30 protein-coding genes are annotated in these 26,380 nt (G+C 46.5%); 20 read left to right on the forward strand and 10 right to left on the reverse strand.

Annotated features, from left to right (window positions below; genetic code table 11):
- Window positions 1-115 precede the first annotated feature (115 nt).
- The 11 genes from HPY27_RS15265 to HPY27_RS15315 all read left to right on the forward strand — a co-directional run bounded on the left by HPY27_RS15265 (window position 116) and on the right by HPY27_RS15315 (window position 9,655).
- Window positions 116-1,885, forward strand: coding sequence for a BlaR1 family beta-lactam sensor/signal transducer (locus tag HPY27_RS15265; protein ID WP_174225365.1), 1,770 nt, complete (start codon window positions 116-118; stop codon window positions 1,883-1,885).
- A gap of 42 nt (window positions 1,886-1,927) precedes the next feature.
- A complete protein-coding gene (gene blaI, locus HPY27_RS15270) occupies window positions 1,928-2,326 on the forward strand; it encodes a penicillinase repressor BlaI (protein WP_017247434.1) in 399 nt (132 codons plus the stop codon).
- A 240-nt stretch (window positions 2,327-2,566) separates the two neighbouring features.
- On the forward strand, window positions 2,567-3,481 hold the full coding sequence (gene blaBBI, locus HPY27_RS15275; RefSeq protein ID WP_174225366.1) for a BBI family class A beta-lactamase: 915 nt from the start codon (window positions 2,567-2,569) through the stop codon (window positions 3,479-3,481).
- Window positions 3,482-3,508: 27 nt separating this feature from the next.
- Window positions 3,509-4,192 carry an FHA domain-containing protein gene (locus HPY27_RS15280; RefSeq protein ID WP_017247432.1) on the forward strand — a complete coding sequence of 228 codons (684 nt, stop codon included), beginning with the start codon at window positions 3,509-3,511 and terminating at the stop codon, window positions 4,190-4,192.
- Between the two features lie 42 nt (window positions 4,193-4,234).
- Complete coding sequence (bla, locus tag HPY27_RS15285) at window positions 4,235-5,071, forward strand: subclass B1 metallo-beta-lactamase (protein ID WP_174225367.1); 837 nt, start codon at window positions 4,235-4,237, stop codon at window positions 5,069-5,071.
- Window positions 5,072-5,187: 116 nt separating this feature from the next.
- On the forward strand, window positions 5,188-5,841 hold the full coding sequence (locus tag HPY27_RS15290; RefSeq protein WP_174225368.1) for a hypothetical protein: 654 nt from the start codon (window positions 5,188-5,190) through the stop codon (window positions 5,839-5,841).
- 111 nt (window positions 5,842-5,952) lie between these two features.
- The gene (locus tag HPY27_RS15295; RefSeq protein ID WP_173623190.1) at window positions 5,953-7,470 is read left to right on the forward strand and encodes an MDR family MFS transporter; all 1,518 of its coding nucleotides are present in this window, start codon (window positions 5,953-5,955) and stop codon (window positions 7,468-7,470) included.
- Between the two features lie 12 nt (window positions 7,471-7,482).
- Window positions 7,483-8,010: a PadR family transcriptional regulator gene (locus HPY27_RS15300; protein WP_173623189.1), complete on the forward strand. Its 528-nt coding sequence runs from the start codon at window positions 7,483-7,485 to the stop codon at window positions 8,008-8,010.
- 96 nt (window positions 8,011-8,106) lie between these two features.
- Window positions 8,107-8,397 (forward strand): DUF3817 domain-containing protein, encoded by a 291-nt coding sequence (locus HPY27_RS15305; RefSeq protein WP_017247427.1) that lies wholly within the window; start codon window positions 8,107-8,109, stop codon window positions 8,395-8,397.
- Between the two features lie 96 nt (window positions 8,398-8,493).
- The gene (locus HPY27_RS15310) at window positions 8,494-8,691 is read left to right on the forward strand and encodes a hypothetical protein (RefSeq protein ID WP_238144675.1); all 198 of its coding nucleotides are present in this window, start codon (window positions 8,494-8,496) and stop codon (window positions 8,689-8,691) included.
- Window positions 8,692-8,728: 37 nt separating this feature from the next.
- Entirely contained in the window at window positions 8,729-9,655 is a 927-nt protein-coding gene (locus HPY27_RS15315) for an ADP-ribosylglycohydrolase family protein (RefSeq protein ID WP_017247425.1), read from the forward strand.
- Between the two features lie 66 nt (window positions 9,656-9,721).
- On the opposite strand, the gene HPY27_RS15320 is transcribed toward HPY27_RS15315, so the two are convergent.
- Both HPY27_RS15320 and HPY27_RS15325 read right to left on the reverse strand, forming a co-directional pair.
- The gene (locus tag HPY27_RS15320; RefSeq protein WP_017247424.1) at window positions 9,722-10,240 is read right to left on the reverse strand and encodes a DUF3231 family protein; all 519 of its coding nucleotides are present in this window, start codon (window positions 10,238-10,240) and stop codon (window positions 9,722-9,724) included.
- A 122-nt stretch (window positions 10,241-10,362) separates the two neighbouring features.
- Window positions 10,363-10,719 (reverse strand): DUF2512 family protein, encoded by a 357-nt coding sequence (locus HPY27_RS15325; protein WP_173623187.1) that lies wholly within the window; start codon window positions 10,717-10,719, stop codon window positions 10,363-10,365.
- A gap of 285 nt (window positions 10,720-11,004) precedes the next feature.
- On the opposite strand from HPY27_RS15325, the gene HPY27_RS15330 reads away from it, so the two are divergent.
- Window positions 11,005-11,523, forward strand: coding sequence for a DUF2179 domain-containing protein (locus tag HPY27_RS15330; protein WP_017247422.1), 519 nt, complete (start codon window positions 11,005-11,007; stop codon window positions 11,521-11,523).
- A gap of 78 nt (window positions 11,524-11,601) precedes the next feature.
- On the opposite strand, the gene HPY27_RS15335 is transcribed toward HPY27_RS15330, so the two are convergent.
- Window positions 11,602-12,588: a hypothetical protein gene (locus HPY27_RS15335; protein ID WP_174225369.1), complete on the reverse strand. Its 987-nt coding sequence runs from the start codon at window positions 12,586-12,588 to the stop codon at window positions 11,602-11,604.
- On the reverse strand, window positions 12,578-13,156 hold the full coding sequence (locus HPY27_RS15340; RefSeq protein WP_173623185.1) for a sigma-70 family RNA polymerase sigma factor: 579 nt from the start codon (window positions 13,154-13,156) through the stop codon (window positions 12,578-12,580). Before HPY27_RS15340 ends, HPY27_RS15335 begins: the two co-directional genes overlap by 11 nt.
- A 187-nt stretch (window positions 13,157-13,343) precedes the next feature.
- Between HPY27_RS15340 and HPY27_RS15345 the strand changes: the two genes are divergently transcribed.
- From HPY27_RS15345 to HPY27_RS15370, 6 genes are all read left to right on the forward strand, one after another.
- The gene (locus HPY27_RS15345) at window positions 13,344-14,072 is read left to right on the forward strand and encodes an amino acid ABC transporter ATP-binding protein (protein WP_017247419.1); all 729 of its coding nucleotides are present in this window, start codon (window positions 13,344-13,346) and stop codon (window positions 14,070-14,072) included.
- Between the two features lie 33 nt (window positions 14,073-14,105).
- The gene (locus tag HPY27_RS15350) at window positions 14,106-14,948 is read left to right on the forward strand and encodes a transporter substrate-binding domain-containing protein (RefSeq protein ID WP_174225370.1); all 843 of its coding nucleotides are present in this window, start codon (window positions 14,106-14,108) and stop codon (window positions 14,946-14,948) included.
- A gap of 96 nt (window positions 14,949-15,044) precedes the next feature.
- Window positions 15,045-15,698 (forward strand): amino acid ABC transporter permease, encoded by a 654-nt coding sequence (locus HPY27_RS15355; protein ID WP_017247417.1) that lies wholly within the window; start codon window positions 15,045-15,047, stop codon window positions 15,696-15,698.
- Between the two features lie 15 nt (window positions 15,699-15,713).
- A complete protein-coding gene (locus tag HPY27_RS15360) occupies window positions 15,714-16,364 on the forward strand; it encodes an amino acid ABC transporter permease (protein WP_017247416.1) in 651 nt (216 codons plus the stop codon).
- Between the two features lie 76 nt (window positions 16,365-16,440).
- Window positions 16,441-17,709: a sensor histidine kinase gene (locus tag HPY27_RS15365; protein WP_174225371.1), complete on the forward strand. Its 1,269-nt coding sequence runs from the start codon at window positions 16,441-16,443 to the stop codon at window positions 17,707-17,709.
- Between the two features lie 3 nt (window positions 17,710-17,712).
- Window positions 17,713-18,630, forward strand: a complete 918-nt coding sequence (locus HPY27_RS15370) for a response regulator (protein WP_069846339.1) — start codon at window positions 17,713-17,715, stop codon at window positions 18,628-18,630.
- Window positions 18,631-18,683: 53 nt separating this feature from the next.
- On the opposite strand, the gene HPY27_RS15375 is transcribed toward HPY27_RS15370, so the two are convergent.
- Genes HPY27_RS15375 through HPY27_RS15390 form a run of 4 tightly spaced genes read right to left on the reverse strand, consistent with a single transcriptional unit; the run spans window position 18,684 to window position 22,108 of the window.
- Complete coding sequence (locus HPY27_RS15375; protein WP_106836424.1) at window positions 18,684-19,409, reverse strand: ABC transporter ATP-binding protein; 726 nt, start codon at window positions 19,407-19,409, stop codon at window positions 18,684-18,686.
- Between the two features lie 4 nt (window positions 19,410-19,413).
- Window positions 19,414-20,220, reverse strand: coding sequence for an ABC transporter permease (locus HPY27_RS15380; protein ID WP_017247412.1), 807 nt, complete (start codon window positions 20,218-20,220; stop codon window positions 19,414-19,416).
- Between the two features lie 17 nt (window positions 20,221-20,237).
- Window positions 20,238-20,819, reverse strand: coding sequence for a nitrous oxide reductase accessory protein NosL (locus HPY27_RS15385; RefSeq protein WP_017247411.1), 582 nt, complete (start codon window positions 20,817-20,819; stop codon window positions 20,238-20,240).
- A complete protein-coding gene (locus tag HPY27_RS15390; RefSeq protein WP_173623253.1) occupies window positions 20,816-22,108 on the reverse strand; it encodes a right-handed parallel beta-helix repeat-containing protein in 1,293 nt (430 codons plus the stop codon). The genes HPY27_RS15385 and HPY27_RS15390 overlap by 4 nt, the downstream gene beginning before the upstream one ends.
- Before the next feature lie 370 nt (window positions 22,109-22,478).
- Here HPY27_RS15390 and HPY27_RS15395 point away from each other — a divergent pair, with 370 nt between their 5' ends.
- Both HPY27_RS15395 and HPY27_RS15400 read left to right on the forward strand, forming a co-directional pair.
- Window positions 22,479-22,790: a hypothetical protein gene (locus HPY27_RS15395; protein ID WP_017247409.1), complete on the forward strand. Its 312-nt coding sequence runs from the start codon at window positions 22,479-22,481 to the stop codon at window positions 22,788-22,790.
- A 73-nt stretch (window positions 22,791-22,863) separates the two neighbouring features.
- The gene (locus HPY27_RS15400; protein WP_017247408.1) at window positions 22,864-24,438 is read left to right on the forward strand and encodes an FMN-binding glutamate synthase family protein; all 1,575 of its coding nucleotides are present in this window, start codon (window positions 22,864-22,866) and stop codon (window positions 24,436-24,438) included.
- Between the two features lie 180 nt (window positions 24,439-24,618).
- Here the strand turns inward: HPY27_RS15400 and HPY27_RS15405 are convergent, their stop codons facing one another.
- Together HPY27_RS15405 and HPY27_RS15410 are read right to left on the reverse strand one after the other, a co-directional pair.
- The gene (locus HPY27_RS15405; RefSeq protein ID WP_017247407.1) at window positions 24,619-25,149 is read right to left on the reverse strand and encodes a peroxiredoxin; all 531 of its coding nucleotides are present in this window, start codon (window positions 25,147-25,149) and stop codon (window positions 24,619-24,621) included.
- A 75-nt stretch (window positions 25,150-25,224) separates the two neighbouring features.
- Window positions 25,225-26,109: a hypothetical protein gene (locus HPY27_RS15410; protein WP_174225372.1), complete on the reverse strand. Its 885-nt coding sequence runs from the start codon at window positions 26,107-26,109 to the stop codon at window positions 25,225-25,227.
- Window positions 26,110-26,380: the final 271 nt, after the last annotated feature.

A 26,380-nucleotide genomic window follows, 5' to 3' on the forward strand; every position in this document is an offset into this window, starting at 1 on the left:
AATTGACGTGAAGAATCCTGTCAGGTTGAAGAGCGTTCCTGTTGCTCTGGAAAATTGATACGGATTCTATTTTTATCTAGATTGCCCTATGTAAGAAGGGAGGGAGACAGGTAGCATGTTCGTCAATCATGTGGTGATTAGCTTGATCGTTTCTTCCTGTACGATCGCACTTATTTTCTTGATTCGAAAAGTATTTCGCTCACAGATGTCGGCTAGATGGCAGTACAATTTGTGGTTTCTCTTGCTGGTCGCTTTGACGCCAGTTTTTATTCCGAATTACTTTTTTGATTTTGGAAATGTTTTTGTTTCAGGGATGAATCAGCGCAATGAAGCTGGCAGCTCGATGCTCGCTGCGAAAGCTCCTGTGTTTGAAAATGCGAATTGGGTACAGGATTTAACGTTGTCCGTAAATCGCTATACACCCGACTCCTTTCCTACGATTCTCGTCGGCATATGGGTAGTCGGCATGATCATTTGTGCTGCTATCACGTTATCAGCCTGGTTAAAAATCCAGCAGATCAAGCGGACAGCATCTGTGATCACCAATCAAGAAATCATCGAGTTGTTTGAACAATGCAAGAAGGATGTAAAAATAACGCGGAATATCGTGTTAGCAGAATCCAAGCACGTCAAATCTCCGATGACGTTTGGCGTTTTTACGACGTATGTTGTTCTTCCCAGTCATTTTGATGAATGGCTGTCGATCAATGAAATGAAGTATATCTTTTTGCATGAGCTCATGCACAAAAAAAACAATGATATCGTCATGAACTACGTGACTGTCGTGTATCAGCTTTTGTATTGGTTCCATCCATTGGTCTGGCTGGCTTTTCGGGAAATGAGAGTAGACCGTGAAATTGCTTGTGATGTAGCTGTATTGAACTTTTTAGACAAGCGAAATTATCCGGAATATGGTCATACCATCATTAAGTTTTTGGATAAAGAAAGTCGAGCCGGAAATGTCGTTTTGGCCAATCAGTTAAACGGTTCCAAGAAAGCAGTGAAAAAGCGCATCGAGAAAATCGCATCCCACAAGGCCGAATCAATGCTGTTACAGTTGAAAAGTACAGTCATTTTTTCCATGATGGTCATCTTGGTTGCCAGTCAGGTTCTTGTTGGTTCCGCTTTAGCAGACGATCGCAGTCGCTATCATTTTCAAGATGATCGAACGATTTACGAGGATTTAGACAACTATTTCCGTGGTTATGAAGGTAGTTTTGTCTTATATGATTGGAAAGCCGACCAGTATCGGATTTACAACAAGGCAGGAAGTACACAACGAATTTCACCGAACTCCACCTACAAGATTTTTCTCACCTTGTTTGGATTGGAGACCGATGTGATTTCGAGGGAAAGCTCCCTGTTAAAATGGGATGGAATCCGTTATCCGTATGAGCAGTGGAATCACGATCAAGATCTATTTACCGCGATGCGATACTCCACGAACTGGTACTTTAAAGAGTTGGATAAGAGCATTTCTCCGGATACATTGCAAGCTTTTCTGGAACAATTGAACTACGGAAATTACAATACATCTGGTGGAATCGGCGAATATTGGATAGAATCTTCCTTGAAGATTTCTCCGGTGGAGCAGGTACAAATATTAAAAGCGTTCTATACGAACCAGTTTGGTTTTCAAGAAAACAATATCCAGACGGTGAAAGATTCCATCCGGTTATCGGAAAAGGCGGGTTCGATTCTTTCCGGGAAAACAGGTACGGGCGCCGTCAATCAAAAAGATGTGAACGGTTGGTTTGTTGGATATGTAGAGAACGAGGAAGGCACCTACTTCTTTGCTACAAATATACAAAGCGAAGATGACGCGAATGGATCTGCAGCAGCAGAAATCACCTTGTCTATTTTGAAAGCGAAAGGTATTTTCTAGCCTTTGTTGTTTCAGTCATGAATATCGAAAGGGGGAGACTTCATGTCTACATCCATGCCAAGTATTTCAGAAGCGGAATGGCGAGTGATGAATGTGCTATGGGAAAGGTCACCGCTGACAGCCAACGAAATTATTTCCTCCTTGGAAGGTCAAACGGATTGGAACCCAAAAACAGTACGTACTCTTTTGAATCGTTTGGTTCAAAAAAATGCCGTTGGAGTCAATCAAAACCAAAGAGTCTATACGTTTTATCCGTTGTACTCACAAAATGAATGCCAGCACGCCGAGGCACAGTCCTTTCTGGAGCGGATTTACAGCGGAGCTCTAAAATCGATGTTAGTTCAGTTCATCCAGAAGGAATCCTTATCGGACGAGGAGATTCAGGAGCTGCGTTCCATATTGGATGCGAAACAAACATCGACTGATCCTCCTAAAAAATAAAGCACGCCCTTTCAAGCTGACTTGGAGAAACCATTTACGGTTATCCAGTTTTCTTGAAAGGGCGTCTTTTTTATTTTTTAGAAAGAATGGATGTAGCTCTGTTCCTTAGCAAGAAAAAGGAGATTGACACTAGTGGATTACGCGTGTAATATAATCGTGAAATCAGTTGATTACAAACGTAATACGGTATTGCGAGAGTAATCTATCGTTGTTATCTTCCTAGAAAGAGGTACGTCATCCATGAAAGTTCACCAATCTAAACGGATCGGATTCACAGTGAAAACGATTATTCTCACACTTCTTACGCTCACTGGTTGCTCTTCTCCAGAAGCACCTGTCGTTAAAACGGAAACGCCAGCATCTGCCATGGATCAAAAGTTCGCTGCGCTGGAAAACAAGTTTGATGTAAGACTCGGCGTATATGCGATCGACACCGAAACCGATGTGGTAGTTGCTTATCGCGAAGATGAACGATTCGCTTTTGCCTCTACGTACAAGGCTTTAGCCGCAGCTGCAGTCTTGCATCAGAAACCGTTGGAAGAGCTCGACAAAGTCATCACCTACACGAAGGACGATCTCGTTACTTATTCACCCATCACAGAAAAACACGTAGCGACCGGGATGACTCTTCGTGAAGTTGCAGACGCCGCGGTTCGCTATAGTGACAACACGGCGGGAAATCTGTTGTTCAAAGAATTGGGTGGACCGAAAGGCTTTGAATCAGCCCTTAGACAGATTGGCGATAGTGTAACGACGTCTGAGCGCTATGAGACAGAATTGAATGAGGCTAAACCAGAAGATATTCGCGATACAAGCACACCGAAAGCACTTGCAACGAGCCTGAGAGCCTATACGGTAGGGGATGTGCTGTCGTCGGACAAGCAGACGATTCTTATCGAGTGGCTGAAAGGCAACACAACGGGAGACAAGCTGATTCGGGCGGGCGTCCCTAAAGACTGGAAGGTCGGAGATAAGACGGGAGCCGCAAGCTACGGAACACGAAACGATATCGGTATCATATGGCCACCGAATAAAAAGCCCATTGTCATTGCAGTGCTGTCTAGCAGAGATAAGCAGGACGCCACTTATGATGATGCGCTCATTGCTGAAGCTACCAAGGTTGCTGTTGAAGCACTGACGGCTGTAAAACCGTAATAGATCAACAAGTGAGGTGATCACCAGATGATAGACAACGGTGCATACTTACTCGTAAAAAAAGGGGATCCCAACCTATTTACCACACGCAAATATCTCACCAAGGATCGCTGTACAATCGGGCGGAGGGGAACTGGTTTTCAACTGGACATTACATTTTCCAGTCCGTACATTTCGAGAATGCATGCAGCCTTTCAAAGGATCGGGAATGATTACAAGATTATCGATCTGGAAAGCAAGCATGGCACAGAGGTAAACGGGACGCCCCTTCATTATTCCTCTCACATTCTGCGCCACGGGGATCAAATAAGCTTGTCAAAAGGGGTAGCAGAGCTCGTCTTTTTACGAGAGGCCAATAGACTGGATGATACAGTGGAGCTCCCTTTCACGCAGTCAAAGAACACGTCGCTTTTGCCAGGATTGGAGTTTCATTTGGAGAGAAGAGAAGTTCGTCTCGATGGGACTAGACTGCATTTGACCGGAAAAGATATGGATTTGCTGAAGCTTCTCTACCAAAAGGCGAACAGCGCCGTTAGTTTTGAAGAAATCATGCTGACAGTATGGCCAGAGCGAATGCTGCATGAGGGCAATGTCCCGGATGTCGGACGAGTGGAAGTCAATGCGCTCGTCTATCGATTAAGGAAAAAGCTTCGGCGCTACGGGCAGCAAATCACGACGATTCCGCGATATGGATATCGCTTAGATGTTTGAAACAGGGAAAAGCAAAATCCATGCTTGAAAGGTGAGATTCATTTGAAGATTCATAAAGGATGGATAAGGAAAGCTGTATGTAGTTTGTTCCTGACAGTCGCCGTTGCTCTGACATCTTTTTCTCATCAAACGATTGCCCAATCTGTAACAGCATCTCCCACTCAGATTACCAATCCAGAGAAGAGCATTGTATTAACAAAATTGAATGACAAAGTATGGTTACATACAACCTATAATGAATGGAATGGCACAACCTATGACCACAATGGCTTAATCGTTTCTACGTCCAAAGGGATCGTCCTGATTGATACAGCATGGGGGGACACCCAAAAAACGGAAGAGCTATTACAGCTGATTAAGAAGCATTGGAAGAAAGACGTTGTGTTGGCACTGATTACACATGCACATGATGACAGCATTTCAGGTATCCGTGCGTTACTCCATCAAAAAATAGATGTACGCAGTACACGTTTGACGGCAAAATTAGCGAAAGAATATGGATATCCTTCGCCCAATCCGACACTCGATGAAAAGCCCGTAATAAAGGTAGGCGACACGATCTTAGAAGCCTATTATCCTGGGGAAGGGCATTCGAGTGATAACATTACCGTTTGGCTTCCCCAATCCAAAATATTATTTGGTGGATGCTTCGTCAAAGCATTAGATGCCAAGGATCTCGGAAATCTTTCAGATGCCAATGTAGAACAATGGGATGACTCCGTTCAGAAGGTAATCGAAAAATATCCACAGGTCGAAACCGTTGTACCTGGACATGGAAACACGGGAGGCAAAAATTTGCTTGATCACACCATTGAGCTAATCAAACAATATTCCCAGAAGCAAGCAGCTAAAACAAACTCCTTCTCAAGACCAACATGAGAAGGAGTTTATTTATGTAAGGTGTTTTCTTTTTTCTTCCAATCGTCTAAACTTTTGATATAGGCCAGAAGTCATTGCTCTATTACCACAATGATTCAGTCATAGGAGTCCTCATTATGAAAAAAATCGTAGGTATTGCCTTGATGGTCGCTTTACTAGGCTTCAACGCCTATTTGTGGCCGACCCTGATTCACGCGGTAAAAACAGATGGACGAACGGATGCGAAAACAGCATCTGTCTCGCAAAAAGCAGGTACGGCAAAGCCCGCTATGGATTTGGCGAATCAAGGTCCGCGCGCCGCAAACGTTTCTGCCTATCCGGTTGAAAAGCCTGTGGCTGTGTCAGCACCTGTACCAGCGTCAGCGCAGAAACAAAGCGAAGGAAAGCCAAAAACAAAAGCGGTAGCAGCTGCTAAAACGAACACACCGAAGAAGAAAACACAAAAGACGAAAACCGCAACAAAACCAGTCAAAAAACAGACGGCACGTCCTCCGGTAAATAAGGTGCCAACGTATCCGGCCTGGGATGATAACGGCCTCTATGTCGTAGACGATGGAGGACCAGGAAGCAATTGGGTGAGGCTGTCGGATGGTTCTTTGCTGCGTAAGAGCGACGGGACACGGACATTTAACCTGCCCTATGATAAGAATCCATTCACTGGAGAGATTAAGCCGACAGTGGAGCCCATGTCAGAAGCGGCGTATAAAATGTGGAAGGGCAATCAAGCCCAGCAGCCATCGCCATTTAGCCCGTCACCGTTCGGGCGATAATGAGTCGCGAAAAATTGCTCCGAGAAAAGGAGCAGTTTTTTTCGATAAGTAGTCAAATTTGAATATAATAATGTATAGTACTTTGATTTGACCACTCAGGAGGGTGAAGCAATGATTGCAAGAGAAAGTAAAGTGAATAGGGTGTTGGCGGGGCTTCTGCTTGGTCTCCTGATGGCTTCCATGGACAATACGATTGTCGCGACGGCGATGGCTACGATTGTCGGTGAGATGGGCGGCATGGATAAGTTTGTTTGGGTGACATCAGCGTACATGGTCGCTACGATGGCGGGGATGCCGATTTTCGGTAAACTCTCCGATATGTATGGGCGAAAACGTTTTTACGTATTTGGTCTCATTGTATTTTTGTTAGGGTCCATTTTATGCGGGACGGCAAACAGCATCGTTGAGTTGAGCATTTATCGGGCGATTCAAGGGATTGGCGGCGGAGCGCTGATGCCTATTGCCTTCACGATTATTTTTGACGTATTCCCGCCGGAGAAGCGTGGAAAGATGACGGGACTTTTCGGAGCTGTATTCGGTACGTCCAGCGTATTTGGACCTTTGCTGGGGGCGTATATTACCGAATATGTCAGCTGGCATTGGATCTTTTACATCAATGTACCGATTGGTGCTGTGTCCCTCTGGTTGATCTCCATGTATTACAAGGAGTCACTGGAATATCGCAAGCAGAGCATTGACTGGTGGGGAGCGATTACGCTGGTCGGAGCTGTAGTGAGTCTGATGTTTGCACTGGAGCTGGGCGGCAATCAATACGCGTGGGATTCGATGCAGATTATTGGATTGTTCTCTTCCTTTTTCTTGTTGTTTGTGATTTTTCTATTTGTCGAGAAGCGGGCGTCTGATCCGATTATTTCGTTCTCCATGTTCAAGAAGCGGTTATTTGCCACGACAAATGCGATTGCACTGTTGTATGGAGCTGCTTTCATTATCGCTACGGTGTACCTGCCGATTTTTATCCAAGGGGTATATGGCGGGTCAGCGACGAATGCCGGATTGCTATTGACACCGATGATGCTCGGTTCGGTTGCTGGAAGCCAGCTAGGCGGATTTTTGACGACGAAGACCAGCTTCCGCAATATTATGCTTCTGTCCGCAGTCTTTTTCATACCAGGTATTTTCCTTTTGAGTACACTGACGCCTGATATTCCTCGTTCAATCGTTACACTTTATATGGTGATTGCAGGGTTTGGTGTGGGCTTTTCTTTCTCCACCTTGGGAATTTCAGCGATTCATGGCTTTGATATGCGTCAAAGAGGATCGGCCAGTTCGACGAACTCTTTTTCCCGTTCATTGGGGATGACATTGGGGATCACGGTGTTTGGTATCTTGCAACGCAACTCGTTTGAAAACGGCATGTTCTCTGCCTTCGGGGGACAAGAGATGACGAATGCCATTACGGATCCGCGAGCGATTTTGACACCAGAAGCGCGCGAATCCATTCCGGGTCCTGTTTTGGATCAAATGATCGATATTCTCGCGTCATCGATTGCGAATACGTTTACGTGGGCGCTCGTTCCTGCTGTTCTTGCTCTCGTGTGCATTTTGCTAATGGGAAATGATCGGGCGCTGGCGAAATCGCCTTCCGCACCGAAACCGGAACGCGGGTAGAGGAGAATCGTCATGAGTCTAAAATTGCTTGTTCTGGGATTGCTGATGGAAGGGGAGAAGCATCCCTACGAGGTTCAGCAGCAGGTGAAGGCTAGGGGAATGGATTGTTACATGAAATACGCCAAAGGCTCCCTCTACTATGCCTTCGACCAACTGGAAAAGAGCGGGATGATCGAGGTCAAAGAAATCATTCGTGAGACTAACCGCCCAGATAAGACGATGTATGGGATCACGGAAAAAGGCGAAGAGCAATTTCAACAGCTTCTCTTGGAAGAATTGCAAAAACCGATGCAGCTGACCCATCCGATCTACGCGGCTCTTACTTTTGCTTCGTACGGTGATCCACAGAAAATGGATGAGGCCTTGGAAGTGAACATCCAGGAGGTAAGACGGTTAGCTGGATTATTGGAATCGATCCAGGAGGAAAAAAGAGAGAGGCTTAGCTGGGGAGCACGAACGATTCTGATCGGTGCCATTGAGCATTTGCACGCAGAGATGCGCTGGATGGAACGTATCCGGGAAGAAGCTTGGGGCCGTTGATTTTGAATATATTATGAACATTGGACTATTTTCATCATTATGATAGTTTTTCGTTTATAATAGTGTTAATTTCAATGGCAAGGATGGTACCCGCACATGATGAAATCTGCCCTCGGACGTTTCCGTCTCATCGGCCTGATCGAAGGTATCTCGTATTTGGTACTTCTCGGAATTGCTATGCCGCTTAAGTATTTTTGGGATTATCCAGCCGCAGTAAAAATTGCCGGCTCGCTTCATGGATTGTTTTTTGTCCTGTATATTTTGGCGTTGGCACATGTTACAATGACCAATAAGTGGTCCTTTTTGAAAGTGATCGGGGCATTTATTGCTTCATTACTGCCATTCGGCAACTTTGTTCTGGATGCACGCCTGAAAAAAGAGCAGTAAGTATACAAATTACACATTATGTAAGGCATTAGAAGGCGGGTCATTGTACCCGTCTTTCGTACATATTCAAAAGAGAAAAAAATGGAGGGGATCTGTGTGGAGACCAGAATTTTAGCAGGAATTCTTTTGTGGGACGAAGAGGAACAGTACGTTCTTGAAACCGTGATGGAGGACCGTTTCAAGCTGGTTCTGCCGCAGATTATCACGCTTGCAAGCACAGAAGAAAAGGTAGCGACGGATGAATTGAACGAACAATACTTCGGTCAAAATGTCATTGCCAGATGCTTTGTTTGATATGAACAGATAATTCAGAAAAAAGGTGTGGATAGGTGTGGAACTGCGTGACCGCTATGCTGGAAGTTTGCTAGGGTTGGCCGTTGGAGATGCACTCGGCACAACTTTAGAATTTCGTAAACCGGGTACCTTCGAGCCGCTTACAGAAATGATCGGGGGAGGACCATTCGATTTAAGGCCAGGAGAATGGACGGATGATACGTCGATGGCCCTGTGCCTGGCTGAGAGCTTGATTACGAAAAATGGCTTCGATCCGGTTGATCAGATGAACCGATACGTAGCTTGGTTTCGAGAGGGTTATATGAGCTGCAAGGATCATTGCTTCGATATCGGGAATATCACCAAAGAAGCACTGTGGCGTTTTGAGCAGACGAAAAATCCATACAGCGGATCGGATCACCCGATGTCGGCAGGGAATGGCTCCATTATGAGGCTAGCACCAGTCGCACTCTATTATGCCAATCAGCCGGAGCTCGCCATCGATTACTGCGCGCAAAGTTCTCGAACTACACACGCAACGGCAAAGGCAGTAGACGGCTGTCGTTTTTTCGGGGCATTGCTCCTGGGGGCTCTACAGGGTATTTCCAAAGAGGAGTTGCTTGCTGATTCGTTCTCTCCTGTAGGCGATCTATGGGAAAAGCAACCGCTTGATCCTGATATCGCCCGTGTCGCGAATGGCTCCTACAAAGAGAAAACTAGAAAAGAGATCAAAGGATCTGGATATGTCGTCGATTCGCTTGAAGCGGCGCTTTGGGCATTTCATTCCAGTCGTTCTTTTGAAGAAGGCCTTTTCCTAGCGGTAAACCTCGGTGATGATGCAGATACGACAGGAGCTGTCTACGGTCAATTGGCAGGTGCTTATTACGGAGTAGAAGGCTTGCCTCAACGGATGCTTGCGCTGTTGGCCAAGCGGGAGTTGATGGAGGAGTTCGCGCGGAAATTGTACGAGCACGCTAACCACTAACCGACAAAATGGAAAATAGGTGAAAAACGATAAGCACTACCAATCAGGCAGTGCTTATCCTCAAGTTTAGGCATGGACAAGTTCTGGCGCTTGCATATGAAGTGGAGGCGGAACCAACCAGCCTTTTTCTTTTAAAATCCGTAGCAATCTGAGACCAAATTGAGCTTTTGCAACATGGTACTGACCAAAGAGCATTCCGATATCTTCTCGAATGGATTGAGCCATTATTTGACTGCAAGTAAGCATGCCGGCTGCAATATCTCTTGAAACACCGGTAGCGATCTCAGGGTCATTAAGACGGGCACCGGCCGGAATGCTTTCCAGATTCGCTACCGGGCGATCGGGTGGTGTAGGAGGCAGTCCAATCCCATTTACTTTGAGCAATTCCTCCAGTTGTTCCACCTCTTGTTTCATGCCTCGCGTAATGTCTTCGAGGAAGCTTTTCAGATCATGATCACCAGTTTGGTTGAGTGCTGTTTGATAAGCAGCAATCAATCCCTTTGTTGTTGCAAGATACATCCATACTCCAAAAACCTCGCCATAATGCATAGGTTCATTTTGCGGATTGCCTGATAAAATCCCCATTAACGTCCTCCCAGTACTCAGTAGAGTTTTGATATCCATTCGGGTTCTCCTAACTTTGTGATGTAACCCAAAGATAAGATTTACAAGGGGGACAGGATATATTCCCAAAGGGAAGAGGAGAATTATTTTCCGGGTTCTTTCTTGATACGATTATGATCGTATATCCCCAGAAAGCGATGGTACACAAGTTCTGCTACACCTAAAAGGGTTACCGTAATGATTAACTCGCCAAAACTGAGTGGCCAATCCAGCCATCTGGCAACTGCCCATAAGTAAATAGCAGCGATCACTGCATCTGCAATCGTAGCCGTAACATTATTGGTAGCTCGTAATATCAATTGATCGCCAATCAGATATGCTATGACGGTCAAACCGAGTGCCGTTAAAATAGCGGATGTCCAGGATGCATTTGCAAACCACCATAAACAAGCGACAACAATAATGCCGTTAACAGCAGTCTTGATTAAAAATCGATTCATTTTTTTACTCTCCTCTACTACAGTCGGAAACAAAGTGATTTTCAGCCAGCTTTCCTATAGGAAAATAAGTGTTCTCCATGCTTACTGTTTTACAAAACAACAAGGTTTATGCGGATGCTGTTTGGCCTAATCAAACACCCTTATCATAGAAAGGATGTTTGAATTTATAGGAAAAAATTCTTTGAAAGCCGAATTTTACCGCTGTTATAAAAATACCTTCAATTATATGATTATCACGATTACAAAATCATCATAATACCCGGTCTGGGTGGGGGTAGGAGAGCAATGGGCTTGGCGTTTGTTTTGATCATCATCGGGATCAACATTTTGTACGTTTCGTTTTTTACGCTGCGACTACTGATGGTGATCAAGGGCTATCGGGTGTTGGCATCCCTATTAGCGATGGTGGAAGTTTTCGTGTATTTGAAAGGGTTGGAGATTGTTCTGGACAACCTGGACAATCCGATCAATCTCGCAGCCTACTGTATCGGTTGGGGAATGGGTGTATTCATCGGCAGCAAGATCGAGGAGTATTTGGCCTTGGGCTATGTCACGCTGCAAGTCGTTGTGGATTCCGTTGACTTGGAGGTTCCTGTGAAGCTGCGTGAACACGGCTTTGGCGTTACTTCCTGGATAGCAGAGGGACGCGACGGACATCGTCTCATGATGCAAGTGTTGACGAAGCGCAGCAACGAGAAAAAACTGTGGAATCTCATTCATGAGATTGCGCCAAAAGCATTCGTGATCTCTTTTGAGCCGAAACATTTGAAGGGCGGCTTCTGGGTGAACCGCCTACGGGGATAATCCCTTGTGACGAAAACAAAAAATCAGCCAGTCCTCTTTTGCAGATACAAAGCAAGAGAGGGCTGGCTTTTCGTATGGTTACTGCTGGCTTGCTTTAGCGGCCCGGAGCAGCATTTCTTTGGAAACTGTTGGCGAATCGGTAGCTACACGATACATAATCGGTTGCTCTCCATCTTGATCCAACCAAGCCAGCTCTTGATACTGACCGGATTCACTAAACAAGAACTGATCGTTTTTTGTGTAATGCGCTTTTTTTCCGCTAACAGTTACTGCGTCGTATTTCGTTGTTTCTGGCGTGCTCAATTGTACATCTAGCTGTTCCTTCGGGAATTTCTCAACCGTGACAAAGATGCGTTCTTTTTGCTTGTTCTCATACAGGCTCGTATACGCTTCGATAGGTGAAGTCGCTTGTGGAACGACTTTCCATACGACACTTTTACCTGTTTCCTTGCTTTCTTCTTGAAGTTCATGCAGCCACTGCTGTCCTTCTTGACCCATCATGACACCGTAGGGGGTGCCTTGTTTGCCCTCAAGGAATGAAAAGCTGTCAGGAAGCTGGTATGGCAAGGCATGTGAGAGAGAGGCTTCTTCACTGAGGACGGCAGTCCATGCTTTCCAATCTTTCACGATATCTGGCTTTTCTATGCCGATCGTGGGGTTTTGTTGAAAGAGAGGGTGCTTCTCTTTTTCCAGCGCTGCGAAATAGACGAGGGCGGTTTCGCCTGTTGCCAGTTTGTTCTCTACGTTTGCCAATCCCAGCCGTATTTCTTTAGGGGTTATTTGCGTCAATGTAAAATCCTTGTGAGCTTGAACTTCCATACGGACAGAGCCTTCATCAACTTTGTACAACAAGCTGTGTGTCGCATAACCAAAACCAGTGAGCAGGGCGAACGCTGCTGCAACATGTACCAGCTTTGGACGAAAGCGCATCCCTTTGTGCAAACGCCACTTGCCAGCCAACTCCATTTTGGCTACTCGTTCGATTTTGCTGTCCAATGCAGGATCAATGTGTAGCTTCCCTGCTGCGTATTCATACTCATTTCTCACCTTTTTTTCAATGAACATGAAAAGATGCCTCCTCACGATTGATTCGATGCTCAAAATGCTCTCTCAATTTTTTCATCGCCAAGTGGTGTCTCGATTTTACCGTTCCGAGCGGGATTTGTAGAATCGCTGCAATTTCCTCCAAGGAACAGTTTTGATAGTAACGCAGTACGACGATTTCCTTGAGCTTGAAGGATAATTTCTCTACGGCGGGAATGACCTCCAGCTCATCACTGATTGCCCCCAGCTTATCCTCCATACCTGCGACAGGTGCTTCGTAGCCTTTTTCCTTAACCCGCTCCAACAGGCGGAATCTTCGCCAAATGCTTCGATTCCAGTTGCGAACCTGCCGCACAATCAATCCGTTGAACCATGGGATAAAGGGTTGCTCCACATCGTACCTGTCGATGCTTCGAATCAACTCCACGTACACTTCACTCATCATGTCGTCTACATCTTGTTTGTGCGGCGCCAGAAAATAGATCAGGTTGTAGGCGTACGTGCGAGTTGCTCGATAGACTTCTTGAAAAGCTTCTTCCTCTCCTCGGCGCATCCGGATGAGCCAAGGCTTTACGTTTTCCTCTTTCATAGGCCGGCCTCCATTCAGGTGTTACATGATATATTGGCTCCCATTCAACTGGTAGGTTCACTTAATTTTTTTATTGCTCGTTATTAGAAAATTTTAAACAAAAAAACTTTTCTTTGTCTTTTTCAGTAGTTTTGAGTAGTTCGACATTAGTATACAAAATAAGACATAGAGCAAGGGGGATTTAAGGTTGATTAGTTTTCATCAAGTAAATAAACATTACGGAAGCTTTCACGTCCTCAAGAACATCAACCTGCACATCAACCAGGGAGAAGTCGTCGTGGTCATTGGCCCGTCAGGATCGGGTAAAAGCACGATGGTTCGTTGCATCAACAGATTGGAAACGGTTACAAGCGGAGAACTGGTGGTAGACGGGGTGAAAGTGAACGATAAAAACACCGATATCAACAAGCTGCGTCGGGACATCGGTATGGTGTTCCAGCACTTCAATCTATACCCGCACAAGACCGTACTGCAAAACATTACGCTGGCACCAACCAAGGTTCTGGGCGTATCGCAGAAAGAAGCCGAAGAAACGGCTCTCTACTATTTGGAAAAGGTAGGGATTCCGGAAAAGGCGGAAATGTTCCCAACGCAACTATCTGGCGGTCAACAGCAACGCGTGGCGATCGCACGCGGACTGGCTTTGCGACCAAAAATCATGTTGTTTGACGAACCGACCTCTGCGCTTGATCCCGAGACGATCGGCGAAGTGCTCGACGTCATGAAGAAGCTGGCAAAGGAAGGCATGACGATGGTGGTCGTGACGCATGAAATGGGCTTTGCCCGCGAGGTGGCAGATCGCATCGTGTTTATGGATCAGGGCACGATTCTCGAAGATTCTACACCAGAAGAGTTTTTCGCAAGTCCGCGTGAAGAGCGTGCGCGTTTGTTCTTGAGTCGGATTTTGAATCACTAAATATATAAAACGATAGAGAAAAGGGGTATTCAGATGAAAGCAAACAAGCTGTGGAAAAAAGTAGCAGGTATGGGTCTCGTTCTGATGTTGAGCGCAACTGCGTTGGCAGGCTGTGGTGGAGGTAGTAAAACAGAAGGCGGCGCACAAGGCACACCAGCCGCAGGAACATTGGCAAAAATCAAAGAAAGAGACAAATTAGTAGTCGGAGTTAAGTACGACCTGAACCTGTTTGGCTTGAAAGACCCGGCAACCGGAAATGTAGAAGGCTTCGATATCGATATTGCAAAAGCAATTGCGAAGAAAGTACTCGGGGACGAAAACAAAATCGAGTTGAAGGAAGTAACCTCCAAAACGCGTATCCCGATGCTGAAAAACGGAGAAATTGACGCGATCATCGCAACGATGACCATTACAGAAGACCGTAAAAAAGAAGTAGACTTCTCTGACGTGTACTTCCTGGCAGGTCAATCTTTCTTGGTGAAAAAGGACAGCTCCATCAACGGTCTGAAAGACATGCAAAAAGGCATGAAAATCGTGACCGCGAAAGGCTCTACTTCTGCGAAAAACATCAGAGCGAGTGCTCCTGATGTAGAAGTACTTGAATTTGAAAACTACGCGGAAGCCTTCACAGCACTCAAAGCTGGTCAAGGTGACGCGCTGACAACTGATAACGCTCTCCTGTACGGCATGGCGAAGCAAGATCCAAACTACCGTGTAACAGAAGAGACCTTCACGGAAGAGCCATACGGTATTGCAATCAGCAAAGGTGACGCTGAATTCGTGAAAACCGTGAACGATTTGCTAAAAGAAATGAAAGAAAACGGCGAATACGACAAGATTTATGAAAAATGGATCGGAACAAAACCTAAAAAATAATGCGGTTCGACTCCATAAAGAATGAGCGGTTTACTCTGCCGCTCATTCCCTTATATTCCTAACAGAATTTTGCACACAAGGGGGATCGCATAAGAGATGATCGATTTTTCTATCTTGTTTGATCACATGGATATGTATCTCGAAGGCTTTTGGAACACCTTGCAGGCGAGCCTGCTTGCTCTCGTCGGGAGCTTTGCACTGGGGACGCTCTTTGCGATCTTTCGGATTTCTCCGATTCGACCACTCAAGTGGATCGCTACCGTTTACGTCGAGTTTGTACGTAATATCCCGCTGATTCTCGTCGTTTTCCTCTTTTTTGTGGGCTTGCCGGCAATTGGTATCGTACTGGAGCCCTTTATTGCAGGTACGCTTGGCTTGACCGTGTATACGGCAGCATTTATCGCGGAGACGATCCGCGCAGGCATTTTGGCGATTCCAAAAGGACAGACAGAAGCCGCTCGCTCCTCGGGATTGACGTACGGACAAACGATGCGCTATATCATTTTGCCGCAAGCGATCAAGGTCGTGATCCCGCCTATGGGCAACCAGTTTATCAATCTCGTTAAAAACTCCTCGGTATTAGGTGTGATTGCAGGTCTTGACCTGATGTATTTTGGAGACCTGATCGCGGCTGATACGTTTGTTACCTTTGATGTGTACATTTTTGTAGCTGTTTTCTATTTGATTCTGACCCTTCCGTTGAGCGCGTTCGTCAGTTATTTGGAGCGACGCTTGGCTGGAAGCCGCTAAGAAGGAGGGGACATCATGGACTTTATCGGAGCCTATACGCCCAGTCATTTGACCTTCCTGCTCGAAGGCTTTTGGGTCACCTTGCAGGTCGCTTTCTTGTCTATTGTCTTCAGCTTTTCCATTGCGATTGTCGTAGGGGTTTTGCGTTACGCAAAAATTCCTGGAGTTTCACAAGTTCTCGGGACAATCGTAGAGCTGATTCGCAATTTGCCGCTCTTGTTGATTATTTTCTTTACGTATTTTGCTCTTCCGGAAGTGGGAATCAAGATGGACAAGTTTTGGGCCGCTGTTCTGGCGTTGGTTATTTTCGAAGCAGCAATGCTATCGGAAATCGTGCGAAGCGGTTTAAATTCGGTCGAAAAAGGACAAATTGAAGCTGCACGTTCTTCTGGTCTGAATTATGTCCAGACACTGTGGCATGTTGTTCTGCCACAGGCTCTCAGAAGAATGGTCCCTCCGATTGTGAGCCAATTTATTTCGCTCTTGAAGGATACGTCGCTGGCAGTCGTAATCGCTTTGCCAGAGCTGATGAACCATGCGCAAATCATCAACGGACGCAATGTCAATTACGTCATCCCGACCTTCCTGATGGTGGCAGTGATGTACTTTGTCGTCAACTACGCGTTGTCAGTCGTCTCCAAGCGACTGGAAAACAAGCACGCTTAATCGTTCTATCTTTGCAGATCTCCGATTCTTAGTAAAATAAGAATAGGAGATCTTTTTCCGTAGGAAAGGAGCAGCTATGCGAGAACGCCTTTTGATCCTGTTTATTATCATGCTGGCAACTGCTTTTTTTGGAGAGATGAAGGTAAACCCCGTAGGCGGGTCATTTCGTTTTTCCTTGGGCATCGCTGCTTTCTTTTTCGGGTTGCTGTGGTTTTCGTCTGTACCTGTATTGTTGACGGGATTTTTTACAGGGACGTTTATCTTCGGATTTCGCGTCGGAATGGATGTCTTTTTTGCATACCGTCCGTACATGGAGAGTGTGGCTGCCCATCTTCCCTCAGCCTTTTACTATTTCACTTTTACCGTCCTGTTTTATTTGCTCCGAGCACGTAGCTATCGTGAGTTCCCCCTGTGGCTGGGGTTGATAGGTGCATCCATTGATTTCGTCTCCAATGTGGTAGAGATCCAGGTGCGACAGTATTTCACTGATTTTCCGCCGATCACTTGGCAGAGCTTTTTGATGCTTCTCTTCTTTGGAGTCTTGCGCAGCTTTTTTGCTGTCGGCTTGTACAACAGTTTTTCGATCAGGCAGTTGCGGGCAGTGGGAGAGGTGCGTCAGCAAGAGTTGGAGCGTCTGCGGATGATTAATACGGAGCTGTATGAAGAAGCCTTTTACTTGCGCAAATCGATGACGCATTTGGAAGAAATCACGCGCGAGAGCTACCAGCTCTACAGACGTCTGCTCACCTCGGATCATGCGGAATCCCCGACAGCTTTGGCGATTGCGGAGAATGTGCATGAGGTGAAAAAAGATTCGCAGCGGATGCTGGCGGGCATTTCCAAGCTGATTAATCAGGAGGGGCTAGCACCACAGCTGCCGATCAAAGAGCTGTGTGAGTTGGTTGCCCGCGCGAATCAGAAATACGCAGAGATGTTGGGAAAAGATATACGAATTGAGTGGAGCTGTAACATTAACCTGTCGACCAGCCAAATCTATGCACTGCTCTCCGTGCTAAACAACCTGGTAGCCAATGCGGTAGAAGCGATTCCCACGTCGGGACGGATTGAGCTGAATGCGAAGCTGATTCATCGTCATCTGGTGTTAAGTGTACTTGACAGCGGTCCGGGAATTCCGCTAGAAGAGCAGGAATGGGTGTTTCAGCCAGGGTATACGACCAAATACGATGAACAGGGAAATGCATCTACCGGAATTGGTCTGACGCATGCCCGTGGAATTGTCCAAAGCCTACATGGAAGCTTGCGTATTTTACCGGATCAGAAGCAAATGACGCACTTAGAAGTACAAATTCCGACCGACCAATTACTCGGAAAGGAGGGAGTGTAAGCCATGATACGTTTCTTTTTAATTGAAGATGATGCTGTAGTGCGCCGCATGCTCGAACGGATTATTCAAGACAGCGGGTTGGGCGAAATTGTAGGGCAAGCCAGCGATGGTAGTCACGTATCGATTGATCAACTGTATGGAGTCGATGTCATTTTGATCGACTTGCTAATGCCGGGGCTCGATGGCATCCAAACGATCAAAAAGCTGCAGGCAGATGGCTTCGCGGGCCGCTTCATCATGGTGTCACAGGTGGAAAACAAAGAAATGATCGGGGAGGCTTATTTGCAGGGGATTGATACCTTTATTCAAAAACCGATCAACCGCTTGGAAGTCATGGCTGTGCTGAAGCGGGTATCGGATTACTTGTCGCTGGAAGCATCTCTGCAAACTATCCGCAAATCATTGCAAATCCTGGATGTCAAAGCAAAAGAACCGCATACCAGTGGCTTGAAAAGTCAGTCTTCCGATCAGGACAACCTGGCACAAAAAGCGAGAAAACTGCTGTTGCAGCTAGGGATCGCGAGTGAAGCCGGGGCTCCCGATCTACTATTGATCATGGAATGGCTCGTACAGGATGAGCGACAGGGAGACAAGCTGCACGAATTGCAGCTCAAGGAACTGTATACACAAATTCTACTGAAGGTGCATGCCAGTCTGGACGAGCATGGGATTACTAAAGAGGTGCGTGCTATGGAGCAACGGATTCGCCGGATGGTCCTGCAAGCCTTTACGCATCTTTCCTCATTAGGGTTGACCGACTATGCCAACCCGACCTTTGAACACTTTGCACCACGACTGTTTGACTTTCAAGAAATTCGCCAGCGGATGCAAGAGCTGGAGGCGGGCGAAAAAACGACGAAGTGCCGGATTAGCGTGAAAAAGTTTTTATCTGTTTTTTATATGGAAGCAAAGACGTTATAAATAAAAAACGCGGGAGCCGATCATAAGGATCAAATCTCTCGCGTTTTTCTTATTTATGCCTTTGCCTGATGAACAAGCTCGGAAAAGGCACCATACAAACCAATTGCTCCATACTGTTGTTGGTACTCCTCTATCGACCCATCACGCACGATTTTTCCGTTCATCAGAAAAATCGCCCGATCGGCTACCGCATCTGCCACCTGCAACTGGTGAGTCGTAAAGAGAACGGATTGACCCGCGAGCTTTACTTCCCGCACGAGATCGACGAAGGCATCCATCCAATACGGATCGAGTCCATTGGTCGGTTCATCGAGGACGACGAGTGCAGGCTTTGCCAATATCGCTTGGGCAAACAAGAGGCGCTGCTGCATACCTTTGGAGAACTGAGACACCCGTTTGTTTCTCACATCATGCAGTCCCACCATTTTCAGCAGTCGATCCGCTTCTTCTGGGGTGCGATTGCGCAGGGAAGCGTAAAATTCGAGCGTTTCTTTCGCGGTAAGTCCGGCAGAAAACGTAAAGTGATCCGGCATATAACCGATTTCTTGAAGATACTCCACGCGATTATCGTTCCAGTTCAACCCGTTTAGCTGAATGGTTCCCGAAGAAGGTGGGAGAATACCGACCAGCATCCGCAGGATCGTACTTTTCCCTGCACCGTTACCGCCGCATAAGGCGACGACCTGACCGGGTGCAATGTTCATACTGAATGGGTGAACGATTGTTTTCCCATTGATTTCCTTGGTAACCTGGTCGATGGTAAGTCCTGACATATTCATCTTATTACCTTCTTTCCCATACCCGGATGGCTATGAACAAGGTCGCACTGATCCAGAGTAGACTGAGTGCGACAAAGATGAGATCACCAAGCGGAGAATCAGCCCAGTACACCCATTTGTAGTATTCAGGTCCAAAGATCGAGCCACCGCCTAATCTGGCAACGGAAAAGATTCGTACAAACTCCGCTGGGTTGAGAAATGTTGCGAGCTGAAGCAGAGGCTTGATCCATGTATAAGGGACGAAGCTGAGCACAGAGATGAGTAGAGTAGGCCATGCCAGAATATAGAAGAACCAGATGCTGACCCCCATTGTCAAAGCCTGCCAACGGTTTTTACTGATGGCGCCAATCAGCATGGCAATTCCCAAAAATAACAGAATGAGACAGATGGAAAAGGCAAGCAAAAACAAGAGAGTCGAAAATGCAAAGCTTTTTCCTAACAGCATGCCAGCTACACCAGACAACCCATACCCGAAGCTGACGATCGCGACTAATACGAGTGCTTGTCCCAAGTATTTCCCCACCAAGAAGGAGAAGGTTGTCATAGCGTAGGTAGAGAGGAGCTGCCAGCTACCCTCTTCTTTTTCCGCCGTCAAAGAAAAAGAAGAGAGAAGCATCGTCATTAGTGGCAGCAAATACAAAATCAGATTCAGCATGGTACCTGTCGTATACGTATAACCCTTCATGTAGGACTGCGATTGGATGATCAAGAGTCCCAAACTAAACAGGGAGAACAGAGCCATAAACGAGTAGGACCATGGATTGCGAAAGCCTACCTTCACTTCTCGTTTGGCAATCAGATTGATGTGCAAAGACTCCACTCCCTCTGTTAGTTGTGTGTGGTTGGGGTAGTACTGTTGCTTCCGTGATCAGCTGGTTTGCTTTCGTGACCGCCATTGTGTTGACCTTCGGAAGACTGACCGTCTTTGTTCATGTGCTTGCTCATGCCGTTTTCCCAGCTATGATTTTTCAATTCCGCTGCACTCATGACAATGCCTTTCTTTTGCTCTTGAACAAAGCTGTCTGCAGCAGACTTTTCTTTGAAGGAATAGATGCCATACGTCATTGGCGTTTTGAAGTCTTTGTCGTAAGCGTAGGTAGCTTGCTCTGCTTTTGTCCATTCTGCTGTGTAGTAATCGCGGACAAATTGTACAGCTACGTTATCGGTTCCATTTTCTTTCGTCCAGTTGTGTAGGCAGCCGAGATCATCGAACTTCAGGGCTTTTCCATCTTTTAAGACGATTTCAGTAGCATTGTGATCGTTAGGGACATGCATTTTGCAAAGGTCGCATTTGTCTACGCCTTCCGCGATATCTACTGGTTTTGGCTCTTCGCTTCCGCAGCCGACCATTAGCAGGCTGATACCGATAATTGCTCCAACTGTTGTGCACCATTTTTTCATTTTGTTCATGATTTTTTCACTCCTATATAAATGATAGAACAGCTTCCTATTAACAAGATAAGTCCAAGAATGCCAGCACCCCAACCGCTCGTTTCCCCGGATTCAATGAGCATGGTGTCCGAGGGTTGCATTAAAGGAGATGCGTCCTTGATTGCTGAGCCGGCTCCACTTGTAAACAAGCCTTCCAGAAACACGAATCCCGGGGCTTGGAAAAACAGCTGGTAGGCAGGAACCGCATCGGTCAAACCCAGATAAAAAGGATTCATCTCGTACGGCAAATCACTGCGGGAATCTCCGTTCACATCAAGTCCTTGCAAATTGTCCCAGTAGTTTTTATTTAAGTTGTTGTTCTGACTATCCTGAGCTTGTGCTTGGATGACGTTGGAGACAAATTGGTTATCGGTTAATACGTTGTCAGAAGAGGACAAAAACTGCATGCCGATAAAGTTGAGACTGAGTAAATTGTTTTTAACCGTAATTCCGGATGATTGCTCTAAATACAGTCCAACGCGGTTCCCCTCAATCGTGTTGTTTGCAACCAGCGTATCCTGTACGGTAATGAGAAGAATTCCTTGCGAACCGGGATTTTTTTGCTGCTTCAAAAATTGATTCCCAGTAACCGTCAATTTGCGCGACTCCATAAGCTGGGAGCCCGTCACATTTTCCATTCCAATGTTGTTGATGACCGTCGTATCAGAGGTGCCCATGAAGTGATAGCCGTACCGCGAATTCGTCACCAGATTTTGTTCCAGATGGTTTCGATCGCTATTTTCGACGTAAAAGCCATCCTCGACATTCGTTACCTGATTTTTAATGAAACGGTTATGATGCGATTCACGCACGTCAATTCCGTTTCCTCGTTTCGCTTTTTCCGTTTGCTTTGGCTTTACTTCAGGCTGTGCTCCGTGATTATGTCCAGTACTGGTCGTTGGACTGCCATCGCCTTTGATTTTTCCGATGACTTGAACGTTGTGCAGCGTGTTGTAGTCTGCTTGCCGTAATTGAATACCGATCCCTTTCGTTTCAACGATGACATTCTCGAGAAAGTTTTGATCACCACGGATGACAAGAGCGGCTACGTCACTGTTGATTCGCTTGTCCACGATATGGATTCCTTGTAAGCTCACATTGTCGCTTTCAATCGTGAGCGTTGCCTCCTCCTCGGTCGGATTGATGATCTTCACTGGATCATTGGCCACCAATTGAATCGGCTTGGTAATGCGGATAGGACCTTTGTACAATCCATACGGGATGGTAACAGTATCGTTAGGGCGTGCTTGATCAATCATCGCCTGCAAGGAGTCAGAATCTGCAGGCGTCGCCTTGGCTGTGATAGGCAGCTGTAGGGCAACGATACAAATGACGGAGACGAAAAGTAGCGGGAGAGATAATTTTCGATTGTTCCATCGCAATGACAGGGTGCATCCTCCCCTATTCCACTAGAGAGCTCTCTCGTTTATTGCCGGATAGTCGGCTGCTAGCTACATTTAGGATAACAGCCTCTTTTCATTTTCGTATGACTCAACCGGGCTATAAAACGTGTCAAAAAACGCAACGATTTTTAAAAAATAGAAGGTTGCGAGCGGCTTGCACCTGAGGTGGCATTGTGAAATCAAAGCGGTCATACTAAAGGGAAGAGAAGGAAGAGGCGAAAAGGAGAGACGATAAATGGATACAAACATAGAGAAAGCACTGCGCACGACACTGGAATATTGGGATCGGATGAAAAAGAGCCACGAGGACGACGCGGAGGATGATGCGAATCAGTTTGAGGCTTCGTTTTACCGCATGATGGAGCAAATCCGCGAGTGGTACGATCAACTGGAGACGAAGCCTGATACGATAGAGGATGCACTGCTTCTGCCGGACATGGCAGAGGTTGCGGAGCAGTTACCTGTAGAGATCATGCTGAATTTTGAAACGGAGCTGGAATTAATCGTAGATGGGCAAATACGGGAGGATGATGAGAAATACGATTAAAAACAGAGAACTTGTTGCATCCTATCCTTGACATGATTTACTAGAATATGGTGTTTGGGGAGGGTAAGCACAAGTGGTACCTACTCTGTTGTGCGTCATTATCTTCATCATTCTTTTACCACCCATTGTATTTTTCGGTTACATGTATGCCTTGTCTAAACAGCCAAAGCACTCCATTATTCGGTCCCATCCATTTTTGGGGTGGATGCGTTATTTGCTGGAAAAGCTCGGGCCAGAGCTTCGCCAGTATTGGTTTGACGATGATACAGACGGTAGACCGTTTTCCAGAGCAGACTTCGTGGGCCTCATGTATGCGTCAAAATACCGGACGGACCTGATCTCGTTCGGAAGTAAACGTGATTATGAGAAGCCCGGCTTCTATTTGTCCAATGCGATGTTCCCGAAGCTGACGAGTGAACTGCGTATGGATAATGAAAAAGTCGTCCCCGGCAGAAAATACGAGATTACCCACGAAGGGCTGTTCACGAGAAGGGAAAAATTTATCGAGGAACAAGAGGTAAAGCCGTGGTTGCTACATGATGAGGACGTCATTGTCGTGGGAGAAAACAGAAGGCAGCCTTGGCGGCTGAAAGGGATGTTTGGTGCTTCGGCTACCTCCTTTGGAGCAGTGGGAGAGAACTATATCATGTCCACAGGGTATGGGGCACGTATGGCAGGCGGCTCTTGGATCAATACAGGAGAGGGTGGCGTCGCAGAAGTTCACCTCTCGACAGGCGCGGATATCATTTCGCAAATCGGGCCGGGGATGTTCGGCTTCCGTGATGACAAGGGCAAGTTTTCGATCGAAGAATTCAAGAACAAGGCTAACATTTCTAACATCAAGGCGTTTGAGCTGAAGTTCCATCAAGGGGCCAAAATACGCGGAGGTCACCTCGAGGGCTCCAAGGTCACGGAAAAAGTCGCGGCAGCAAGGCTGGTACCAGTGGGACAAACGGTCAATTCACCGAACCGCTTCGAGTTTCTCACCAATCCTGAGGAAGCCTTGCGATTCATCGGCAGTTTGCAGGAGGCGGGGGGTAAGCCTGTCGGTGTGAAAATCGTCGTCGGCGATCCGAAGCGATTGGAGCCGTTTTTTGAGAAGATGGTGGAGCTGTCGATTTATCCGGATTTCATCACGGTAGATGGCTCTGAGGGCGGGTCGGGTGCGATGTATAAGGCAATGGCAGATGGCATGGGCTTGCCGCTTTTCGCCGCGCTTATCATTCTCGATGATACGATGAGGAAGTTCGGCGTACGGGACCGCATCAGAATTTTTGCTTCCGGCAAGCTCGTTACTCCTGACAAAGTAGCGATCGCCATGGCATTGGGAGCGGATTGCGTCAACTCCGCGCGCGGCTTCATGATTGCAACTGGCTGCATCATGGCGATGCAATGTCATACGGGTAAATGTCCCACAGGGGTCACTACGACGGATTCCAAGTACCAGGAGGCGTTGGTTCCGGCAGAAAAGCAGTGGCGTGTCATGAACTATATTTTGCAGTTGAGGGAAGGCTTGTTCTCCCTGGCGGCAGCATGTGGCTTGGAGAGTCCGACTGAGCTGAGAAGAGAGCATGTCGTGTTTACCAATGAAAGCGGGGAGACCATGCGTGTCGTTGACTTGTTTCCGTACCCGGTCGTGTCCAGATAAGTATTTACAAAGAAGATAAATAATGGTATGGTGAATCAATCAGGCTATAGTACACCTTCCTTCTAACCCAATCCGATATTAGGGGTACTGCTTTCCTGATTTTTTTATGCCTATTATTAAAATGAAAAGGCCGTATGATCCTGTGTAAGCGATCATGCGGCCTTTATTTATGTCTATCGATTAGGATATCGTGTTTTGCCCAGGCTTCCAGTCCATTGGGCACAATCCGCCTGATTGCAGAGCTTCGATCACACGGAGCGTCTCATCTACGCTTCTGCCAACCTTGGAGTTGGAGATGACTGCGTATTGCAGGATACCTTCTGGATCGATGATGAAACTGCCGCGCAGCGGAGCTTTGGTTGCTTCGTCCAGCACACCGTATGCAATGGTCGCTTCTTTGCTGTAATCAGAAGCGAGCGGGAAGGAGAGCGGCCCGATGCCTTCACTCGATCTCATCCATGCTTTGTGTGTATGTATGCTGTCGCCGCTAATGCCAAGCACCTCGACATTTAAATCCGCGAACTCCTTGATCCGGCGGTTGAGGCTGAGGATTTCCGTCGGGCATACTTTCGAAAAGTCAAAAGGGTAAAAGAACAAAAGAAGCCATTTTCCACGATAATCTACCAAGCTCTTTGGCAGGGGAAATCCGTTGTCAAACGTTACGGTGTCCATCGTAAAATCAGGTGCAGGAAGTCCAATACGCGCTGTCATAGATCGATCTCCTCGTTTCTGATACCGTATGTCGGGTACTGGTATCAAAGTATCACGAAAGATCGAGACAATCAATTAGTTCTGAATATCAGAAGTATGGTGGAGGTTTTTTGCATTGTTCTTTTGTTGAAGGAAGAAAACGATTGGAAAGAAGGCAACCAAGAAACAACAGGCGGCGAGAATCGGAAATACGGATATTTCCAAAACAGCACGACCGAGATAGGTTTGCCAGCCGATTGCACCTAAACCGAGCAAGTAGGCGATACCTGCGAGATGGATGAAGCCAGTACGAGCAGTGGACACATGCTTTTTACGTTCAGCTAACCAAGCGACAAAAGGTACTGCTTGCAGAGCATGAAAGCCAATACCATGGAGCCAAATGATATTCCCTTGTTGCCCGACCACTCGACCATCATTGAATGAAATCCAGAGACCTGCCGCAAACGATAGCATAACCGCAATCATTGCATAGCGGATGCCAACTGCCAGCTCTGGGTGTAGGGAATAAGCTTTTCTGCGGAAAAACTGAATGGCAATGAATACATAAAAGAGGACCAAGAGAAGAGCCACAAAAGTAAAAATGGAACCGACAGTGACGTCAAAGGATGTGCCATTTTTGACGAACCTCGGGTCTACGCCGCGGAAGTTTTGTACGGTTTCCGCTCCGTACGAATAGAAAGCAAGCAGGATATAAGACCAGCGAAAGAAAGCTCTACTACGCGTGCCCAGGGCAGATAACGGAATGATGGCAGCTGTCGATAATAAAAATATTCCGAGTGCGGCATTAAAGGAAAACGCTTTCGAGACATCGCCATTAGGAGCGACGGGTCCTCCGTAAAGCATGACCCAGAGTGCGCATATGGCAGCCAGTAAGAAGCCAAGCAAGCCGGTATACACTAACCATTTCTCTCCTTGAAAGAAAGGGGGGGCTGTATGATTTTTCATAACAGATTGATTCATGAATCGAGTTCTCCCTCCTGTAAAGTTTTGGTACTCTGGTATTCACTTTACAGGGATGAAGAATAGGGAATAACGGGCAGCGGATTGAAATCGAATTAGGTCCGGGGACGGATTTATTTCTCGTTCCTCCCGGAAAGCTTTACCATCTGGCAAAATTGAAGTAAGATGGTGAAAAATTACAAAAAGGAATAAAAAATCAGGCTATTGTACACCTTCCTTCTGAGCTAAAGGTTTGGTTCACCATTAGGGGTACTGCTTTCCTGATTTTTTC

The sequence above is a fragment of the Brevibacillus sp. HB1.1 genome (genome assembly GCF_013332445.1).
Taxonomy (GTDB): domain Bacteria; phylum Bacillota; class Bacilli; order Brevibacillales; family Brevibacillaceae; genus Brevibacillus; species Brevibacillus porteri.

Bases quoted from the DNA above. Each gene is read 5' to 3' on its own strand.
- HPY27_RS15265 (WP_174225365.1), top strand. From the start codon at position 116: ATGTTCGTCAATCATGTGGTGATTAGCTTGATCGTTTCTTCCTGTACG.
- blaI (WP_017247434.1), top strand. From the start codon at position 1,928: ATGTCTACATCCATGCCAAGTATTTCAGAAGCGGAATGGCGAGTGATG.
- blaBBI (WP_174225366.1), top strand. From the start codon at position 2,567: ATGAAAGTTCACCAATCTAAACGGATCGGATTCACAGTGAAAACGATT.
- HPY27_RS15280 (WP_017247432.1), top strand. From the start codon at position 3,509: ATGATAGACAACGGTGCATACTTACTCGTAAAAAAAGGGGATCCCAAC.
- HPY27_RS15290 (WP_174225368.1), top strand. From the start codon at position 5,188: ATGAAAAAAATCGTAGGTATTGCCTTGATGGTCGCTTTACTAGGCTTC.
- HPY27_RS15295 (WP_173623190.1), top strand. From the start codon at position 5,953: ATGATTGCAAGAGAAAGTAAAGTGAATAGGGTGTTGGCGGGGCTTCTG.
- HPY27_RS15300 (WP_173623189.1), top strand. From the start codon at position 7,483: ATGAGTCTAAAATTGCTTGTTCTGGGATTGCTGATGGAAGGGGAGAAG.
- HPY27_RS15305 (WP_017247427.1), top strand. From the start codon at position 8,107: ATGATGAAATCTGCCCTCGGACGTTTCCGTCTCATCGGCCTGATCGAA.
- HPY27_RS15320 (WP_017247424.1), bottom strand. From the start codon at position 10,240: ATGGGGATTTTATCAGGCAATCCGCAAAATGAACCTATGCATTATGGC.
- HPY27_RS15325 (WP_173623187.1), bottom strand. From the start codon at position 10,719: ATGAATCGATTTTTAATCAAGACTGCTGTTAACGGCATTATTGTTGTC.
- HPY27_RS15330 (WP_017247422.1), top strand. From the start codon at position 11,005: ATGGGCTTGGCGTTTGTTTTGATCATCATCGGGATCAACATTTTGTAC.
- HPY27_RS15335 (WP_174225369.1), bottom strand. From the start codon at position 12,588: ATGTTCATTGAAAAAAAGGTGAGAAATGAGTATGAATACGCAGCAGGG.
- HPY27_RS15340 (WP_173623185.1), bottom strand. From the start codon at position 13,156: ATGAAAGAGGAAAACGTAAAGCCTTGGCTCATCCGGATGCGCCGAGGA.
- HPY27_RS15350 (WP_174225370.1), top strand. From the start codon at position 14,106: ATGAAAGCAAACAAGCTGTGGAAAAAAGTAGCAGGTATGGGTCTCGTT.
- HPY27_RS15355 (WP_017247417.1), top strand. From the start codon at position 15,045: ATGATCGATTTTTCTATCTTGTTTGATCACATGGATATGTATCTCGAA.
- HPY27_RS15360 (WP_017247416.1), top strand. From the start codon at position 15,714: ATGGACTTTATCGGAGCCTATACGCCCAGTCATTTGACCTTCCTGCTC.
- HPY27_RS15365 (WP_174225371.1), top strand. From the start codon at position 16,441: ATGCGAGAACGCCTTTTGATCCTGTTTATTATCATGCTGGCAACTGCT.
- HPY27_RS15370 (WP_069846339.1), top strand. From the start codon at position 17,713: ATGATACGTTTCTTTTTAATTGAAGATGATGCTGTAGTGCGCCGCATG.
- HPY27_RS15375 (WP_106836424.1), bottom strand. From the start codon at position 19,409: ATGAATATGTCAGGACTTACCATCGACCAGGTTACCAAGGAAATCAAT.
- HPY27_RS15385 (WP_017247411.1), bottom strand. From the start codon at position 20,819: ATGAACAAAATGAAAAAATGGTGCACAACAGTTGGAGCAATTATCGGT.
- HPY27_RS15395 (WP_017247409.1), top strand. From the start codon at position 22,479: ATGGATACAAACATAGAGAAAGCACTGCGCACGACACTGGAATATTGG.
- HPY27_RS15405 (WP_017247407.1), bottom strand. From the start codon at position 25,149: ATGACAGCGCGTATTGGACTTCCTGCACCTGATTTTACGATGGACACC.
- HPY27_RS15410 (WP_174225372.1), bottom strand. From the start codon at position 26,109: ATGAATCAATCTGTTATGAAAAATCATACAGCCCCCCCTTTCTTTCAA.